This is a genomic window from Pseudomonas sp. P106(2024) (assembly GCF_057480815.1).
Window position 1 is genome coordinate 68,666 of record NZ_JBLIYU010000019.1, and the last position, 16,265, is coordinate 84,930.

Below are 16,265 nucleotides of genomic sequence, written 5' to 3' on the forward strand. Positions count from 1 at the left end.
GGCAGTCGGCCCGGGCCCGGACCGAAGTTTTGTCATGCAAAGTTCATCTGCCTGGGTTACGCGCACACGCGAAAACCGACGGTGCCGTACCGGCCACCGTCGGTTGTCCGCCCGTTGCGGGCTTGGGCTTTCGCGTGCGCTTACAGTCGGCCGATGCCGTTGCAGACCGAAGCGTTGGCGATGTCGGTGCCTTCGTTGTAGCCGTTGTCCAGGAACACCTTCTTGATCTCGGCGGCGTAGGCGGCCGGCAGGCTGACGAAGGAGTGCTGGGCGATGGTGGCGGCCTTGGTGCCGGAGTACAGGTCGTTCAGGAAGCTGCGCACGGCGGTGGCGTCAGCCGCGGTCTGGTAGCACTGGCCGACCAGCAGGTTGGTGTAGCCGACGATCGGATAGCCCGAGGTCGGAACGATGCCACCGGCGTTGAAGATCGGCACCCACTTGCTTGGGTCGGCGCGATCGGCCGCGGAGCTAGGGGCGACGGCGGTGCCCAGGGCGGTACGGGCGTTGGCGGCGGTCGGCAGCGGCGCGGTGCCGGCGGCCATGGCGTTCTTGCTGACACGGGCGACCACGGCGTTGTTGCCGGTGGCGACATAGTCAGGGCTGACGTAGCCGATGGTGCCATCGGTGGCGTTGACCGCGTTGACCACATCGGCGCTGCCGGCAACGGCTTGCCAGGTGGCCGGCTCGCTGCCGACGTTGGCGGTGGTGAAGGTGCTGCTGACCACGAAGGACGATGGGCAGGAGTCAGCCAGGAAGCGCGACAGCAACTCGGTGGTGCCGCTGCTGCCGGAACGGTAGATCACCTTGATCGGGGTGGTGTCGGCGCTGCCCAGCAGCTGGCCCCAGGTGGTGGTGGTGCCGGAGAACACGGCGCACAGCTGGGCGCCGGTCAGTTGCAGGTTGGTCACGCCCGACTTCTTGTAAGGGATGGCGACAGAAGTGCCCACGGACGGGATCTGTACCAGTTTGCCCCAGGTGGCGGCCTTGGCGCTGTTGTAGGTCGACAGCTCCGAGGCGCTCAGCACCGAATCGCTGCCGGCGAAGTCGACGTTGGTGCCGGCCGGCTGGTTGATCGAGGCCGGTGCGTTGGTCAGGAACGCCGTCTTGCCACCGCCGCTGCCCACGCCGGTGTAGCTGAAGTCGGCCGGCAGCAGGCGTGGCAGGGTCGAGGTGCCGTTGTAGAGGTTTTCCGGCAGGGTGGCGCCGCCACCGACAACAGCAGCCATGGATTGGGCCGAAGCCAGGGTAGCAGCCACCAGGGAGGCGGCGATCACAGTACGCTTAAACATGAAGCAATCTCCTATCGTCGTGTTCGTACGTTGAGTGGGTCGCGCATTGCTGTGGCCACAGGCCGCATCCCCTGATCCAGAGGGGTTGGAGGCTGGGCCACGAAGGCAACATTCGCAGCTTGTGGTGACAGGCAAAGGAAAAAACATCGGGAGTTCGGCAGGGAAAAGCTCGGGTGTCGGCGGGCGGTTTCCGGGCCTGCGGCAGGCTGGCCAGGAGCCGGGGCAGGCAGTACGGGAGGGATCGAACCGGAGGATGGCAGCTCAGGTACTCGGGAGCTTGGCCGGGGGAGAAAAAAACATTGCGCCAGTGCCGGCCACTTCACAGTGGCCGGCTGGTCATGGGCGGGTCTTCAGGGCGCGGCGACCTCGCTGGGCGTCGCCAGTTGCAGAACCTCGCTGGTGTAGGCCCACGCTTGCTGGACCTTGTCCGGGTGCTCGTTCAGGCGGATGCCGTAGGACGGGATGATCTGCTTGATCTTCGCCTGCCACTCGGGCGTGGCCACCTTGTCCTTGAACACCTTGCTCAGCAGGTCGAGCATGATCGGCGGCGCGGTCGAGGCGCCCGGCGAGGCGCCGAGCAGCCCGGCAATGCTGCCATCCTTGGACGTCACCACTTCGGTGCCCAGCTTCAGCACTCCGCCCTGGTTCTGGTCTTTCTTGATGATCTGCACCCGCTGGCCGGCCTGCCACAGGCGCCAGTCTGCCTTCTTGGCCTCGGGGAAGTAGGTCTGCAGCGCAGCGAAACGGTCATCGTCGGACTGCATCAGCTGGCCGATCAGGTACTGCACCAGGTCGAACTCGCGCACCCCGACCCGCACCATCGGCCAGGTGTTGTGCAGCGACATGCTGGCGAACAGATCAAGCAGCGAACCTTCCTTGAGGAACTTGGTGGAGAAGGTGGCGAACGGCCCGAACAGGATCATGCGCTTGCCGTCGAGCACACGGGTGTCCAGGTGCGGCACCGACATCGGCGGCGCACCGGTGGCGGCGATGCCGTAGGCCTTGGCCATGTGGCGCTGGGCGATGGCAGGGTTGTCGGTGACCAGGAACGAGCCGCCCACCGGGAAGCCGGCATAGTCCTTGGCCTCGTCGATGCCGGACTTCTGCAGCAGCGGCAGCGCCGCGCCGCCGGCGCCGATGAACAGGAACTTGGCATCGGTGGCCGAGGTGCTGCCGTCCTTTAGGTTCTTGTACTCGACGTGCCAGCTGCCGTCGTCGTTGCGGGTGATGTTCTCCACTTCGCTGGACAGCTTGAGGTCGAAGTTGGGCCGGGTCTGCAGGTAGCCCACGTACTGGCGGGTGATCTCGCCGAAGTTGACGTCGGTGCCGATGGGCGTCCAGGTGACGGCGAGCTTCTGGTTGGGGTCGCGCCCCTCCATCATCAGCGGCACCCACTTGGCGATCTGCGCGTGGTCCTCGGAGTACTGCATGGGCTTGAACAGCGGGCTGGCCTGCAGCGCTTCGTAGCGTTTCTTGAGGAAGCGGATGTTGTCGTCCCCCCAGACGAAGCTCATGTGCGGCGTGGTGTTGATGAATGAGCGCGGGTTCTTCAGCACACCCTGCTTGACCTGCCAGGCGAGGAACTGACGGGTGACCTGGAACGACTCGTTGATCTCCACCGCCTTGCTGATGTCGATCTTGCCGTCCTTCTCCGGCGTGTAGTTGAGCTCGGCCAGCGCCGAGTGGCCGGTGCCGGCGTTGTTCCAGCCGTTGGAGCTTTCCTCGGCGACCTTGTCCAGGCGCTCGACCATCTCCATCGACCAGCCCGGCTCCAGCTCGTTGAGCCAGACCGCCAGCGTGGAACTCATGATGCCGCCGCCCACCAGCAGCACATCGACCCGCTTGCTGTCGGCGGCGTGGGCGTGGAGGCCCAGGGCCAGGACCAGTGTCGCGACTGCCCACCTGGGCGTTTTGCTGATGTTCATGTGCGCTCCCTTGTTGGTCATTGCGTGCACCTGCGCGATCAAGCTTAGCCGACTGGATTGCTCGGGCATGGCCGCGGTGTTTTTAATGCCTTTGGCGGATCTGTCGCGGGCCAGGTCCGATAATCGCCCGCTTTCAATCGATGATGATTTGACGAAACTAACCAGGTAGTACAATTATCGAGACATCCAAAAACAACAAAGTGATACCCCGTCATGACACCCCGAATCCTCGTGCTCAACGGCCCCAACCTCAATCTGCTGGGCACCAGCGAACCCACCCAGTACGGACATGAAACCCTTGCCGACCTGGCCCGGCTCTGCGCCGCCAGCGCCGCTGAACTGGGCCTGGAACTGGAGTTTCGCCAGACCAACCACGAAGGCGAGCTACTCGACTGGATCCATACCGCCCGTGGCCGTTGCCACGGCATCCTGATCAACCCTGCCGCCTGGACCCACACCTCGGTGGCCATCCGCGACGCCCTGGTGGCCAGCGAGCTTCCGGTGATCGAGGTGCACCTGTCCAACGTGCACAAGCGCGAGCCGTTCCGTCACCTGTCGTTCGTCTCCAGCATCGCCGTGGGGGTGATCTGCGGCCTCGGCAGCCAGGGCTACCGCATGGCCCTGGGCTACTTCGGCGAACACCTGCGCGAGCACGCGGCATGAGCGGCACAGGCATCCTTGCCGGCCTCATTGGCCGTGGCATCCAGGCCTCGCGCACACCGGCGCTGCACGAGCGTGAAGGCGACGCCCAGGCGCTGCGCTACCTGTACCGGCTGATCGACGCCGACCAGCTGGGCCTGGACGACAGCGCCCTGCCCGCCCTGCTCGATGCCGCCGAGCGCACCGGGTTCACCGGGCTCAATATCACCTTCCCGTTCAAGCAGGCGATCCTGCCGCTGCTCGACGCGCTGTCGGACGAAGCGCGTGGCATTGGCGCGGTGAACACCGTGGTGCTGCGCGAGGGCCGGCGGGTTGGCCACAACACCGACTGCCTGGGCTTCGCCGAAGGCTTGCGGCGCGGCCTGCCCGGCGTCGCGCGGCGTCAGGTGGTACAGCTGGGCGCGGGCGGCGCGGGCGCGGCGGTGGCCCATGCGCTGTTGGCCGAAGGCGTCGAGCGCTTGCAGCTGTTCGAGGTCGACCAGGCCCGCGCCCGGGCACTGGTGGACAATCTCACCCAGCGTTTCGGCGTCGGTCGCGCCGTGCTCGGCGAGGACTTGGCCAGCGCGGTGGCCGACGCCGATGGCCTGGTCAACACCACACCCGTGGGCATGGCCAAGCTGCCCGGCACCCCCTTGCCTCCCGCGCTGCTGCACCCACGGCTGTGGGTGGCGGAGATCATCTACTTCCCCCTGGAGACCGAACTGCTGCGCCATGCCCGGGCCCTGGGCTGCCGCACCCTGGACGGTGGCACCATGGCAGTGTTCCAGGCGGTCAAGGCGTTCGAGCTGTTCAGCGGGCGCCCGGCCGATGCCGAGCGCATGCAGGCACACTTCGCCAGCTTCTAGCAAGCCCGCGCGTGCGCAATCCGGGCTGCCGCGCGACGAAGCGATGCAGCCCTCAGGCCCCCGCCACCGCACCGATGAAGTTGGCCAATTCCGCCGTGCGCGGTGCGGCAAACACGTCGCGCGGGTGGCCGGTCTCGTGCACCTTGCCCTGGTGCATGAACACCAGCTTGTCGCCCACCTCGCGGGCGAAGCGCATCTCGTGGGTGACCATGACCAAGGTCATGCCCTCCTTCGCCAGCTGGCGCACCACGCCCAGCACCTCGTTGACCAGTTCCGGGTCCAGTGCCGAGGTGATCTCGTCGCACAGCAGCACCTTGGGTGACATGGCCAGCGCCCGGGCGATGGCCACCCGCTGCTGCTGCCCACCGGAAAGGCGGTCAGGGTAGGCGTCGATCTTGTCGCCCAGCCCTACCCGCTCGAGCATCCGCTCGGCCAACTGGCGTGCCTCGGCCCTGCCGGTCTTCTTCACCACCTGGGGCGCGAGCATCACGTTCTCGCCCACGGTCAGGTGCGGGAACAGGTTGAACTGCTGGAACACCATGCCGACCTTCTGGCGCAGCGCGCGCAGGTCGGCACGGCCGGCATCGAGGTATTCGCCATCCACCTCGATCACCCCGTCGCTGATCGACTCCAGGCCATTGAGGGTGCGCAGGAAGGTGCTCTTGCCCGATCCGCTGCGGCCGATGATGGCCACCACCTCACCCTCCTCGATGCTCAGGTCGACCCCCTTGAGCACGTGGTTGTCGCCGTAGTACTTGTGCAGCGCGGACACTCTAAGCAGGGGCATGCAGCCTCCTTTCCAGGTAGCGGGCGCTCAGTGAGAGCGGGTAGCAGAGGATGAAGTAGCCCACGGCCACCAGGCCGTAGATCAGGAATGGCTCGAAAGTGGCGTTGGCCAGCATGCCGCCGGTCTTGGTCAGCTCGGTGAAACCGATGATCGAGGTGACCGCCGTGCCCTTGACCACCTGCACCGAGAAGCCCACGGTGGGGGCTATGGCGATGCGCAACGCCTGGGGCAGGACCACATGGCGCAACTGCTCCAGGCGGCCCATGGCCAGGCTGGCGGAGGCCTCCCACTGGCCCCGCGGGATCGCCTCCACGCAGCCGCGCCAGATCTCGGCGAGAAAGGCGCTGGTGAACAAGGTCAGGGCGATGGCCGCGGCCATCCACGCCGACACGTCGATGCCGAACAAGGCGATGCCGAAGAACACCATGAACAGCTGCATCAACAGCGGCGTGCCCTGGAACAGCTCGATGAACGCACGGGCGGCGCCGCGCAGCAGTGGCCGGTCACTGATCCGCGCCACCAGCAGCAATAGCCCACCGACGCTGCCGCAAGCGAACGCCACCAACGACAGCAGCAAAGTCCACTGCAACCCGGTCATGAGGTTGCGCACGATATCCCACAAGGTGAAGTCCATTCAGCGTCTCCCCATCAGCAGGCGCTGGCCGATCCAGGCCAGCAGCTGGCGCACGACGATGGCCATCAGCAGGTACAGCAGCGTGGTCAACAGGTAGGTCTCGAAGGCGCGAAAATTGCGCGACTGGATGAAATTGGCGGCGAACGACAGCTCTTCGGTGGCGATCTGCGAACACACCGCCGAGCCGAGCATGACGATCACGATCTGGCTCGTCAGCGCCGGCCACACCTTGGCCAGGGCCGGTTGCAACACCACGTGGCGAAACGCCTCGAAACGGCTCAGGGCCAGCGCGGCCGCGGCTTCGAGCTGGCCCTTGGGGATCGCCTGGATACCGGCGCGGATGATCTCGGTCGAGTAGGCGCCCAGGTTGATCACCATCGCCAGCACCGCTGCCTGCCATTCGCTCAGGCGCACGCCCAGCGCCGGCAGGCCGAAGAAGATGAAGAACAGCTGGACGATGAACGGCGTGTTGCGGATCAGCTCCACGTACAGCCCGAACAGCGCGTCGAACGGCCGCAGGCGCCAGGCCCGGGTCACCGCGCCGAGCACGCCGATGGCGACCCCGAGCACGGTGCCGACCAGGGTCAGCTCCAGGGTGAACAGCATGCCCCGCAGCAACAGGTCGCCCTGCGCCAGCACCGGGGCGAAGTCGAATTGATAGGCCATCGCTCAAGCGCTCAGAGATCGGCCGGCAGCGGCTGCTTGAGCCACTTCTCGGCGTTGCGGTTCAGGCTGCCGTCGGTCCTGGCGGCGTCGAGGGTGGCATTGACCTTCTGCAACAGCGCCGGCTCGTTCTTGGCCAGGCCCACGTAGACCGGCGAGTCCTTGAGCTTGACCTTGAGCACCGGCACCTTGGCCGGGTTCTTTGCGGCGATGGCGGCCATCACCACGCTGCCGCTGGCGATCAGCTCGACCTGCCCGGACAGGTAGGCGGCGATGGTCGAGTTGTTGTCCTCGAAACGCTTGATGATCGCGCCCTTGGGCGCCACGGCGCTCAGTTCCATGTCCTCGATGGCGCCGCGGGTGACGCTGATGGTCTTGCCGGCCAGGGCTTCGATCGCGTCGACCGGTGCCTCGGCCGGGCCGAACACCGCCAGGTAGAACGGCGCATAGGGGCGCGAGAAGTCGATCACCGCGGCGCGCTCAGGGTTCTTGCCCAGGCTCGAGATCACCAGGTCGACCTTGCCGGTGGTGAGGAACGGGATGCGGTTGGTGCTGTTGACCGGGGTCAGGGCCAGCTTGACGCCAAGCTTGTCGGCCAGCAGTTGCGCGGTGTCGATGTCCAGGCCGCGAGGCTTGAGGTCCGGGCCGACCGAACCGAACGGCGGGAAGTCCTGGGGCACGGCCACCTTGAGCACGCCGCGGGCGGTGATGTCAGCCAGCGCGTCGGCCTGGGCCAGGGGCATTGCCAGAGGGGTGGCGCAGAACAGGGTGGCCAGGAACAGGGAGCGGAACGTCTTCATCGAAAGGCCTCGCAGGAGTCCGGAAAGGGGCTGCGGTGCCAGTGCACGGGCCATGCCAGTCTTGGGCAAAACACCTGCGAGCGGCGTGGCGCAAGGCGCCGATCAGGTCTTACTGGTCTGAACAGTTGCGACCTCGAAGCATCCCGTGCCCCGCTTTCGCGCAACGGCCGCAGGGCCTGCGCCAGGACGAGGCAAGGCTTGCCACGCCGTGCCGATTGCCCGTAAAAGGGAGGCCATCGCCCTCAGACCGGTCTGAACAGCATGCTCGCCACCGCCACGCGCCCCGTCCCGGAAATCGCCCTGCAGGCCATCCGCCAACTGATCGAGCAGGACGGCTACCAGCCTGGCGACGCCCTGCCTTCGCAGCGCGACCTGGCCGAACGCCTGGGCGTGAGCCGGGCGTCGCTGCGCGAGGCCTTGTCGTCGCTCAGCGCCCTGGGACTGGTCAGCGTGCAACCGGGCAAGGGGGTGTTCGTCCTGGCTCCGGCCACTGGCCAGCCATCGCCAGGCAGCTTCGCCTGGCCCTATGCCGAACAGGTCTCGGCCGCCGACACCTTCCAGCTGCGTTACGCCCTGGAAGGCTTCGCTGCCGGCCAGGCGGCCCTGGCGTTGACCGCCGATGACCTGGACGCGTTGCAGGCCAACGTCGAGGCAATGGCCGTGGAGTTGCGCGCCGGGCGCTTCGAGGCCGCCGCACGCCTGGACTTCGCCTTCCACCAGCAACTGCTGCAGGCCAGCGGCAACCGCGCGATGCTGCAGGTGATCACCGCCAGCCAGGATATTTTCCTGGAAAGCCAGAAACTGCCGTTCATCCGCCCCGAGCGGGCCATGGAAACCTGGCAGGAGCACCGCAAGATCCTCCGCGCCCTCGCCCGCCGCTCCCAGGCCGGCGCGCAACGGGCAATGCAGGAGCACATCCGCAACGCCGCGGCGCGCACCGGGGTGGTGTTCGCCGGTTGAGCGGGCTCAGGCCTTGATGTAGCGCATTACCGCCTCGCAGATCACCTGCTTTTGACGCTGCTTGACCTGCTCGTCGGCCAGGTCGATCTGGAAGATGTCGCCGAAGGTGTGGCGGTTCGACACCCGATAGAAGCAGAACGAGCTCATCAGCATGTGCAGGTCGATCACCTCGATCCCCGGGCGGAACACGCCCTGCTCCACGCCACGGGCGAGAATCTTGCCCAGTGCGTCGAGCACCATGCTGCTCATTTCGCGGATCACCGGCGACTGCTTGACGTACTCGCCATAGTGGATGTTCTCGGTGCAGACGATGCGCACGAAGTCGACGTTGTCGGCGTGGTGGTCGAAGGTGAATTCCACCAGGCGCTGGATCGCCTGTTCAGGCGACAGCGAGTCGAGGTCCAGGCTGTGCTCGGTCTTGCGGATGTCGCCGTAGAGCTTGACCAGGCATTCGACGTAGAGCTGCTCCTTGCTGCCGAAGTAGTAGTAGATCATGCGCTTGGAGGTGGCGGTACGCTCGGCGATGGCGTCGACCCGGGCACCGGCCAGGCCCTGCTGGACAAACTCGGTGATGGCGGCCTGGAGAATGTTCTCGCGGGTCTTTTCCGGGTTGTTCTTGCGCGATCTGCGCAGCCCTTCGACTTCAGGCTTTGCTACCGAATCACTCATACCGACTCACAGGCTCGTTATAGGAATCCGGACGATTATCCGTGAGCCGGGCGGTGCAGGGAAGCGTGGTGTTGTGAGCGGCTTGCCCCGCGATGGGACCCTGATTTACAACACCGCCGTGCGCGCCGCCCCGCTGCGCGCTTTGGCCATCGCCGCCAGGCGCACCGCGACGTTGGCCGCGCCATAGCCGGCGTAACCGCCCTTGCGCTGCAGGACCTCGAAGAAAAAGCGCCCTTCGAACGGCTCGGTGTACACATGGAACAGCTCGCCGCCCTGGGCATCGCGGTCGTACAGCACGTTGTAGTACGCCAGCTCGCTGAGGAACTCGTCATCGAACTCGAAGCGCGCCGCCAGGTCGTCGTAGTAGTTCAGCGGGATCTCCAGCAACGGCACGCCGGCCTCCTTGGCCCGGGCCACCTCAGCGAAGATGTCCTCGCAGTCAAAGGCGACATGGTGCACGCCCGAGCCGCGATAGCTGTCCAGGGCATGGGCGATGGCGGTGTTGCGGTTCTCCGAGATGTTCAACGGCAGCCGCAGGCTGGCGCAGTGACTGCGCAGGGCACGGCTCTTGACCAGGCCATAGGGGTCAGGCAGTACCACCTCGTCGTCGGCGGTGAAATCGAACACGCTCTTGTAGAACAGCACCCAGCTGTCCAGCGCCTCGGCCGGCAGCGCCAGGGCCATGTGGTCGATGCGCTTGAGCCCGCCGCTGGCCCGGGCGTTCTGATCCAGGTGGAAATCGATGTCGTAAAGGCTCGGGCCGTCGGCGTCCGGTTCCACCAGGTACAGCAGGCTGCCGTCGGGCGCGCGCACCGCCGGGATCTCGCGCTCGTTGGGGCCGACCAGGCCACGGAACGGCTGGCCACGGTAGGCGGTGGCGCGCCGCAGCGCGGCCTGGCCGTCATTCACCCGCAGCGCCGTGGCGCACAACGACGGGCCATGGGCCTCGAAAAAGTTGTGGGCGAACGAGTAAGGTTCGGCGTTGAGCACGATGTTGATATCGCCCTGGCGCAGCAGGCGAACCGCCTTGCTGCGATGTTCGCCGGCCTCGGCGAAGCCCAGGCGTTTGAGCCACCCACCCAGGCGCGCGCCGACCGCCTCGTCGACGGCGAACTCGATGAACTCCACGCCGTCGTAACGGCTTGCGCCAGGCGGCGCGAACAGCACGCCGGGCTCGACGGCGCGTGCCTCACGCTCCAGCTCAACGCGGGTCTTTTCTTCGAGGTACAGCAGCGAGCGCAAGCCGTCGGCGGCGTTCTGCCGGGTCGGTGCCGCGCGGAAACCGTCGTTGAAGACCTCCAGCGACAGCGGACCGCGGTAGCCGGTGGCCAGGATCGGCGCGAGAAAACCCGCCAGGTCCATCTCGCCCTGCCCCGGGAAGCAACGGAAATGCCGGCTCCACTCCAGCACGTCCATTGCCAGGATCGGCGCGTCGGCCATTTGCACGAAGAAGATCTTCTCGCCGGGGATATCGCGAATGCCGCTGGGTTCGCCCTTGATCGACAGGGTATGGAAGCTGTCGAGGATCACCCCCAGCGCCGGGTGGTCCGCCTGGCGCACCAGGTTCCATACCTGCTGCCAGGTGTTGACGTGGCGGCCCCAGGCCAGGGCCTCGTAGCCGATGCGCAGGCCGCGGGCGCCGGCATGCTCGGCGAGCAGGCGCAGGTCGTCCACCAGCAGTTGTTCGTCGCCCAGCGCGTCAGGCTGGACGTTGCTGCACACCAGCACCAGGTCGGTGCCCAGCTCCTGCATCAGGTCGAACTTGCGCTCGGCGCGGTCGAGGTTCTTGTGCAGACGGTCACGAGGACAGCCCTCGAAGTCGCGAAACGGCTGGAACAAGGTGATCGCCAACCCCAGGTCCGTGCACAGCTGGCGGATCTCGCGGGGGCTGCCGGCGTAGTACAGCAGGTCGTTCTCGAAGATCTCGACGCCGTCGAACCCTGCGGCGGCGATGGCTTCAAGTTTTTCCGGCAAAGTGCCGCTCAAGGAAACGGTGGCGATCGAACGGTGCATGGCGGGTGTTCCTTGTTATTGAGAGAGGCGGCTGGTCAGGCCCTGGCACGATCGATTATTCGCAGGTAAAGTCGCCCCGGCAATGAACTTTGTACGAAACAGTTAGTTTTTGTTCGATTACCGAACAAAACCCGTTCCGGCGAATTGATTCACCCACCCCCGTGAACAACCATGAACACCAGTCGCAGGCCCGCCGGCCCTTCTCGCTGCCACGCCGGTCGTTCGGCGGGCCCTGCGCTGCAACGCCCAACGTCACCACATAATAAGTTCAAGAAAACGGGTACCGACCTATGCACACCTTGCTCGCCCTGCGATCCACACCGCCGCGTTCGTCTTCTCCCTACAGCCCCGTTGCCGTGCCCTGCGCGCGCTGACCATACGGCCCCCTGACAAGAACAACGGAGACAACATGGCCCACTCAAGCTCCCAAGCCAAGAAAGCCACCGCCAGCGGATGGATCGGCTCTGCCCTCGAGTACTACGATTTCTTTATCTACGCCCAGGCCGCGGCGCTGATCTTCCCGCAGATCTTCTTCCCCTCCAGCGACCCGAAGATGGCCATCATCGCCTCGCTGGCCACCTACGGCGTGGGTTACCTGGCGCGCCCGATCGGCGCCTGCGTGCTCGGCCACTGGGGCGACACCCGCGGACGCAAGAACGTGCTACTGCTGTGCATGTTCCTGATGGGCCTGTCGACCATGGCCGTGGGCCTGCTGCCCACCTACCACGACATCGGCCTGCTGGCCCCGGCGCTGCTGGTGCTGCTGCGCTTGGTCCAGGGCTTCGCCGTGGCCGGCGAGATCTCCGGGGCCAGCTCGATGATCATGGAGCACGCGCCGTTCGGCCGCCGCGGCTACTACGCCAGCTACACCCTGCAAGGCGTGCAGGCCGGCCAGGTGATGGCGGCGGCGGTGTTCCTGCCGCTGGCCTACTTCATGCCCAGCGAGGCCTTCAACGAGTGGGGCTGGCGCATCCCGTTCCTGATGAGCGCAGTGGTGCTGATTGCCGGCTTCATCATCCGCAAGGAGGTGCACGAGACCCCGGCCTTCGTCCAGGAGGAGAAACAGGACAAGGTCGCCAAGTCGCCGATCGGCGAAGCCTTCCGTCACAGCTGGAAGCACATGGTGCTGGTGATGTTCATGGCGCTGATGAACGTGATTCCGGTGGTTGCCACCATCTTCGGCGCGGCCTACGCGGTGCAGCCGGCCTACGGCATCGGTTTCGACAAGAGCGTGTACCTGTGGATCCCGGTGGTGGGCAATATCGTCGCGGTGCTGGTGATCCCCTTCGTCGGCAACCTGTCCGACCGCATCGGCCGCCGCCCGACCATGATCGCCGGCTGCCTGGGCTCGGGCCTGCTGGCCTTCGTCTACCTGTACGCGATCAGCATCCAGAATGTGCCGCTGGCCTTCGCCGCCTCGATCCTCATGTGGGGCATGGTCTACCAGGGCTACAACGCGGTGTTCCCAAGCTTCTACCCGGAGCTGTTCCACACCCGCTACCGCGTCTCGGCCATGGCCATCGCGCAGAACATCGGCACCATGATCACCGCCATGCTGCCGGCGCTGTTCGCCGCCGTGGCGCCTCCGGGCTCGGAGCATATCTGGCTGGTGGTCGGCGGCCTGGCGTTCCTGGTCACCTGCGTATGCGCATTCGCCGCCTACCTGGCGCCGGAGACCCATCGCCTGGCCATGGAAGACCTGGGCAACCCGCAGGCACGGCCAATGGAGCGGGAGGCTTATGAAGCCAGTCGCAAAGGCAGCCTGAAAGCGTTCGGTCATTGAGGCCAACGCCCCAAGACTTTCGGTTTAAGCCCGCGGCAAAAAAAAGACGCCTCGTTCGAGGCGTCAATACATTCACCTGTAACCAAAGGAGCACAGGGGCTTCTCAAGGTGAATAGGGGGTTGATCAGAGAATCGACAGCGGGTACTCGACGATCACCCGCACCTCGTCCAGGTCCGACTCAAAGGCCGTGGCCCGGGTGGTGGCCTGGCGCACGCGCAGCGACAGGTCCTTGGCCGCGCCGGTCTGCACCACGTACTTGACCTCAATGTCACGCTCCCAGCGCTTCTGGTCGGTAAGCGGATCGCCGTTGTCGTCGCGGCGCATGTAGTAGGCGTTGGCGTTGCTGTAGTCGGCGTCGCTGCCCCGGCCGTAGCGGGTCATGAACGACAACCCCGGCACGCCGTAGGCGGCCATGTTCAGGTCGTAGCGCAGCATCCACGAGCGCTCCTTCGGCGAGTTGAAGTCGCTGTACTGGATGGAGTTGTCGAGGAAGATCGAGTCGGACTGGCGCAGGTAGTCGAAATCGTCGTCGCCGTTGTTGCGCTGGTGGGTGAGCGCGAGGGTGTGAGCGCCGTAGCGCACGCCAAGCTTGGCGCTCCAGATGTCGTTGTCGAACTGCCCCAGGCGCTGACGCCCTTCGTCCTTGGCGTTGTAGAAATTGAACCCGCCGATCAGCGCCAATTCGTCCGACAACGGCCAGGTCACGCTGGTGCCGGCGTAGTACTGGTTCCACACATCCTTCAGGCGGCTGCCGAACAGGCTCACGCTGACGTTTTCATTGATCGCGTAGTCGCCACCGCCATAGGCGATCCACGGCGAATCCACCGGGCCGCCGTAGAAGGTCACGAAGTTCTCGCGCAGGTCGCTGGACACCGGCTGGCTCATGGCGTGCAGGCGCCCGGCCTGCAGCGTCAGGCCTTGCAGGCTGGTGTTCTCCAGGGTCACCCCGCGAAAGCTTTCCGGCAGCAGCCGTGAGTCACCGGCCGCCACCACCGGGTTGACCGGGAACACATCGCCCACCCGCAGCACGGTGTCGAACAGGCGCACCTTGGCCGCGCCGCCGACCTTGCTGTATTCGTCGCGGGCCTGGCCATCACGGTCCACCGGCAGCACGTCGAACGAGCTGCGCCCGCCGTTGCGCCCGCCACCGGTGTCGAGCTTGAGACCGAGCATGGCGAAGGCATCCACGCCGACGCCCACCGTGCCCTGGGTGAAGCCGGATTCGAAGCGAGTGATGATGGCGTGGGCCCAGGCTTCGGAGTAACCGTTGTCACTGGCGTTGCCAGGGTTGTAGGTAGGGGCGTAACCGTCGCGATGGTCACGATTGAAGTAGTAATTGCGGTTGAGCACGCTCAGCCGGCTGCCCTCGATGAACCCTGCCTGCTGCGCTTGCGCGGCCGAGGCCACCGGGCCAACGCCGGCCAGGGCCAGCAGGGCGGCCAGGGAAAGTGTTGGATTGCTTGTCATCCGTTGCTCCTTCGATTGCGGCTGTTCTTGTTCTCGGGCCTTGGCGCTGGAGCGTCCCTGGTCTGGCCAGGTGCATGCGCGCCCAGCCCCGTTGGCCAAGCCTGATGCTCGCCGCCGGCGGATAACGGGAAGGTGATGGGAGGATTACAATCGTGTCATTCACGGCCGCGGGATCGGCATCCCCCGGCCACCTTTCATATCTGTAACCCGGGCGTCATGCCGCTGTCGGCTGCCCGTCGCTAGCGTGGACTGCGAAACGAACCTTTCGGAGACACGCACCATGCTACGACCGACCCTGATCGCCGCCCTGCTGGCGCTTTCCCTTTCGGCCCAGGCCACGGGTTTTTCCAGGCAAGACAGCGAGCAGTTGATTGAGGACCACCAGCAGGCCGTGGCGGCCTACGCGGCGCAACGCGCCAAGCCGATGCCGGAGATCGTCGACTATCGCTATGGCATGAAGCTCGACGTCGCCCGCCTCGTGCGCCAGTCGGGCGACCCGCGCACCTGCGAGGTGGTGCCTCGGCTGATGACCTTCGAGGACAGCCAGGGCACCCTGCGCACCGTGCGCTACTCGGTGCAGTCGCAATGCATCAACAACAAGTAGCTCAGCCGCGCAGCCCGTCCACCAGCTGCAGGCTGTTGCGCCCGCCGCGCTTGGAGGCGTACAGCAGCACATCGCCCTGCTCGATCAGGGCCGCCAGGCTGGCCGGTGGCCGGTCGAACAGGTTGGCGCCGATGCTCAGGGTCACCGCCTCCGGGGTGCGGAACGACTGTTCGGCCATGGCCTGGAACTGCCGACGCAAGGCATCGGCCAACTGCTCGATGGCCTGGCGCGAGGCATCGCCCAGCAGGATGACGAACTCGTCGCCCCCCAGGCGCGCTGCGATCGACCGCTCTGGGAGCAATGCCCGGATCATCTCGCTCAAGGCCACCAGCAGGCGGTCGCCGGCGGCGTGCCCGTGCAGGTCGTTGACCAACTTGAAGTGGTCGATGTCGATCAGCAGCAAGGCGCCCGGACGTTGCGCCGAGACCTCCTTGAGCAGGTTCGCCGCCCGTACCTCCAGGGCGCGACGGTTGTACAGCGCGGTCAACGGATCACGCGCGGCCAGGCGCTCGATGCGCTCTTCGCGGCGGTAGCGCACGGTGCCGGTCATCGACAGGGCGATCAGCATGATCGCCATGGCGCCCTCCAGCAGCGACGCCTGGATGATCTGCCCACGGAACGCCGTGAGGTCGATCAGTGTCCCTGGCAGCAGCGCCGGCAAGGTCTTGGCCAGGTAGAACAGGCCGTGCAGCAGCAGGATGTAGCGCAACTGGACCGCCCCCACGCTGAGGGACTTGCCGTGCGGGCGCAGCAACGCGCTGGCGTACAGGGTAAAGCCGGCGACCAGCAGCGAGTTGAGCACCAGGAAAGTCTTCGACCACAGCGGCCATTGCGGCAGCAGCAGCAGGCTCGCCCAAAGCAGCGGCGCCAGGTAGCAGGCCCGCGACAGGCGCGTCTCGGTGAAGCGCGAAACCCCCAGCAAAAACAACCAGTGGGCGGCGACCAGCATGCCATTGGCGAACCAGATGCCGATGAACAGATAGCCGCTGCCGCGCAGCAATGCAAGCGAGGAGCCGACGCTGATGGTGGCGAAGCTGGCGCTCCAGCACAGCAAGGAAGACTCACGTACGCTGATCCACTCCACCGCCAGGTACAAGGCGGCGACTGCGGCCAGGGCGATGGAGAGGGTCAGCAGGGTGCAAGCGTCGAACGCCATGGGTGGGTG

The 16,265-nt window shown here is 66.0% G+C and carries 15 protein-coding genes; 5 read left to right on the top strand and 10 right to left on the bottom strand.

The window, feature by feature from the left end:
- Window positions 1–140 precede the first annotated feature (140 nt).
- Window positions 141–1,289: a substrate-binding domain-containing protein gene (locus tag AC25M7_RS22875; RefSeq protein ID WP_186597509.1), complete on the bottom strand. Its 1,149-nt coding sequence runs from the start codon at window positions 1,287–1,289 to the stop codon at window positions 141–143.
- 350 nt (window positions 1,290–1,639) lie between these two features.
- Window positions 1,640–3,214: a malate dehydrogenase (quinone) gene (gene mqo, locus AC25M7_RS22880; RefSeq protein WP_028688752.1), complete on the bottom strand. Its 1,575-nt coding sequence runs from the start codon at window positions 3,212–3,214 to the stop codon at window positions 1,640–1,642.
- A 213-nt stretch (window positions 3,215–3,427) separates the two neighbouring features.
- Here mqo and aroQ point away from each other — a divergent pair, with 213 nt between their 5' ends.
- Together aroQ and AC25M7_RS22890 are read left to right on the top strand one after the other, a co-directional pair.
- Window positions 3,428–3,877 (top strand): type II 3-dehydroquinate dehydratase, encoded by a 450-nt coding sequence (gene aroQ, locus AC25M7_RS22885; protein WP_486971500.1) that lies wholly within the window; start codon window positions 3,428–3,430, stop codon window positions 3,875–3,877.
- Window positions 3,874–4,719: a shikimate dehydrogenase gene (locus tag AC25M7_RS22890; protein ID WP_028688750.1), complete on the top strand. Its 846-nt coding sequence runs from the start codon at window positions 3,874–3,876 to the stop codon at window positions 4,717–4,719. Before aroQ ends, AC25M7_RS22890 begins: the two co-directional genes overlap by 4 nt.
- Window positions 4,720–4,771: 52 nt before the next feature.
- Here AC25M7_RS22890 and AC25M7_RS22895 read toward each other — a convergent pair whose 3' ends face one another.
- Genes AC25M7_RS22895 through AC25M7_RS22910 form a run of 4 tightly spaced genes read right to left on the bottom strand, consistent with a single transcriptional unit; the run spans window position 4,772 to window position 7,603 of the window.
- A complete protein-coding gene (locus AC25M7_RS22895; protein WP_028688749.1) occupies window positions 4,772–5,506 on the bottom strand; it encodes an amino acid ABC transporter ATP-binding protein in 735 nt (244 codons plus the stop codon).
- On the bottom strand, window positions 5,493–6,140 hold the full coding sequence (locus AC25M7_RS22900) for an amino acid ABC transporter permease (RefSeq protein WP_028688748.1): 648 nt from the start codon (window positions 6,138–6,140) through the stop codon (window positions 5,493–5,495). Before AC25M7_RS22900 ends, AC25M7_RS22895 begins: the two co-directional genes overlap by 14 nt.
- Window positions 6,141–6,806, bottom strand: coding sequence for an amino acid ABC transporter permease (locus AC25M7_RS22905; protein WP_028688747.1), 666 nt, complete (start codon window positions 6,804–6,806; stop codon window positions 6,141–6,143).
- Window positions 6,807–6,817: 11 nt separating this feature from the next.
- Complete coding sequence (locus AC25M7_RS22910; protein ID WP_028688746.1) at window positions 6,818–7,603, bottom strand: transporter substrate-binding domain-containing protein; 786 nt, start codon at window positions 7,601–7,603, stop codon at window positions 6,818–6,820.
- A 261-nt stretch (window positions 7,604–7,864) separates the two neighbouring features.
- Here AC25M7_RS22910 and AC25M7_RS22915 point away from each other — a divergent pair, with 261 nt between their 5' ends.
- Window positions 7,865–8,563, top strand: a complete 699-nt coding sequence (locus AC25M7_RS22915; protein ID WP_028688745.1) for a FadR/GntR family transcriptional regulator — start codon at window positions 7,865–7,867, stop codon at window positions 8,561–8,563.
- Between the two features lie 6 nt (window positions 8,564–8,569).
- Here the strand turns inward: AC25M7_RS22915 and AC25M7_RS22920 are convergent, their stop codons facing one another.
- Together AC25M7_RS22920 and quiC are read right to left on the bottom strand one after the other, a co-directional pair.
- Window positions 8,570–9,232 carry a TetR/AcrR family transcriptional regulator gene (locus AC25M7_RS22920; RefSeq protein ID WP_028688744.1) on the bottom strand — a complete coding sequence of 221 codons (663 nt, stop codon included), beginning with the start codon at window positions 9,230–9,232 and terminating at the stop codon, window positions 8,570–8,572.
- A gap of 105 nt (window positions 9,233–9,337) precedes the next feature.
- Window positions 9,338–11,245 (bottom strand): 3-dehydroshikimate dehydratase QuiC, encoded by a 1,908-nt coding sequence (gene quiC, locus AC25M7_RS22925; RefSeq protein ID WP_486971501.1) that lies wholly within the window; start codon window positions 11,243–11,245, stop codon window positions 9,338–9,340.
- A gap of 409 nt (window positions 11,246–11,654) precedes the next feature.
- Between quiC and AC25M7_RS22930 the strand changes: the two genes are divergently transcribed.
- On the top strand, window positions 11,655–13,028 hold the full coding sequence (locus AC25M7_RS22930) for an MFS transporter (RefSeq protein ID WP_207852411.1): 1,374 nt from the start codon (window positions 11,655–11,657) through the stop codon (window positions 13,026–13,028).
- A 124-nt stretch (window positions 13,029–13,152) separates the two neighbouring features.
- Here the strand turns inward: AC25M7_RS22930 and AC25M7_RS22935 are convergent, their stop codons facing one another.
- Entirely contained in the window at window positions 13,153–14,496 is a 1,344-nt protein-coding gene (locus AC25M7_RS22935; RefSeq protein ID WP_247283220.1) for an OprD family porin, read from the bottom strand.
- Window positions 14,497–14,776: 280 nt separating this feature from the next.
- Here AC25M7_RS22935 and AC25M7_RS22940 point away from each other — a divergent pair, with 280 nt between their 5' ends.
- Window positions 14,777–15,100 (top strand): DUF2790 domain-containing protein, encoded by a 324-nt coding sequence (locus AC25M7_RS22940; RefSeq protein WP_028688740.1) that lies wholly within the window; start codon window positions 14,777–14,779, stop codon window positions 15,098–15,100.
- 1 nt (window position 15,101) lies between these two features.
- Here AC25M7_RS22940 and AC25M7_RS22945 read toward each other — a convergent pair whose 3' ends face one another.
- Window positions 15,102–16,256 (bottom strand): GGDEF domain-containing protein, encoded by a 1,155-nt coding sequence (locus AC25M7_RS22945; RefSeq protein WP_486971502.1) that lies wholly within the window; start codon window positions 16,254–16,256, stop codon window positions 15,102–15,104.
- Between the last annotated feature and the right edge of the window lie 9 nt (window positions 16,257–16,265).